Origin of the sequence: Mesorhizobium sp. M7A.F.Ca.ET.027.03.2.1 (assembly GCF_003999175.1) — a bacterium.
Taxonomy (GTDB): domain Bacteria; phylum Pseudomonadota; class Alphaproteobacteria; order Rhizobiales; family Rhizobiaceae; genus Mesorhizobium.
In genome coordinates this window covers 1-874 of the sequence record NZ_RZOM01001596.1, presented here as the reverse complement: position 1 = coordinate 874, position 874 = coordinate 1, and the positions used below count along the sequence as shown (strand labels likewise).

At 60.1% G+C, this 874-nt stretch carries 1 protein-coding gene; it reads left to right on the top strand.

Translation table 11 applies throughout. The features are described from left to right. On the top strand, positions 1 to 874 hold an 874-nt coding region (locus EN750_RS36690), incomplete at both ends, for an aminomethyltransferase family protein (protein WP_145968306.1).

Genomic DNA, 874 nt, shown 5'->3' with positions numbered 1-874 from the left:
ATTTTGGGCCGATCGGCGAGGAAGTGCGCGCCACGCGTGAGCGTGTCGGTGTCACCGAGATCGCCAATTTTGCCAAATACGAAGTCTCGGGACCCGCAGCCGAGGATTTCCTCAACCGGCTGATGACCAACCGCATGCCGAAGACCCGCCGCATCGTGCTGACGCCGATGCTCAACGAATTCGGCAAGCTGATTGGCGACTTCACCATCGCCAAGGCGGCAGAAGACCGCTTCATGATCTGGGGTTCCTCGGCGGCGCAGAAATACCACATGCGCTGGTTCGAGAAGCATCTACCGAAGGACGGAACGGTGCGCATCCACCGCTTCGACCAGACGCTGGTCGGCCTGTCGATCGCAGGGCCGAAGTCACGTGACTTGCTGCAGAAATTGGTCGATGTCGATGTCTCGACAAAAGCCTTCCGCTTCATGGATTTCCGCGAGATGGCGGTTGGCGGGGCGCCTTGCATGGTCAACCGCATCACCTACACCGGCGACCTCGGCTATGAAATCTGGATGGCACCGGCCTACGAGCGCCTGGTTTACAAAGCGATCAAGGACGCAGGCGAGGAATTCGGCCTTGTCGATTTCGGCATGCGCGCGCTGCTCTCCATGCGCCTCGAAAAGAATTTTCCGACCTGGTTCCGCGAGTTGCGGCCGATCTATGGACCGTTCGAAGGCGCGATGGACCGCTTCATCAAGCTCGAGAAGAACGACTTCATCGGCCGCGAGGCCGCTGCCAAGGAACAGGCCGAGGGGCCAAAGCTGCGCCGCGTCTCCTTCATCGTCGATGCCACCGACGCCGATGTCATGGGCGATGAGCCGATCTGGGCCAAGGTCAGCAAGGACTATGGCACGGTTGAAAAGCCGCATGGTTA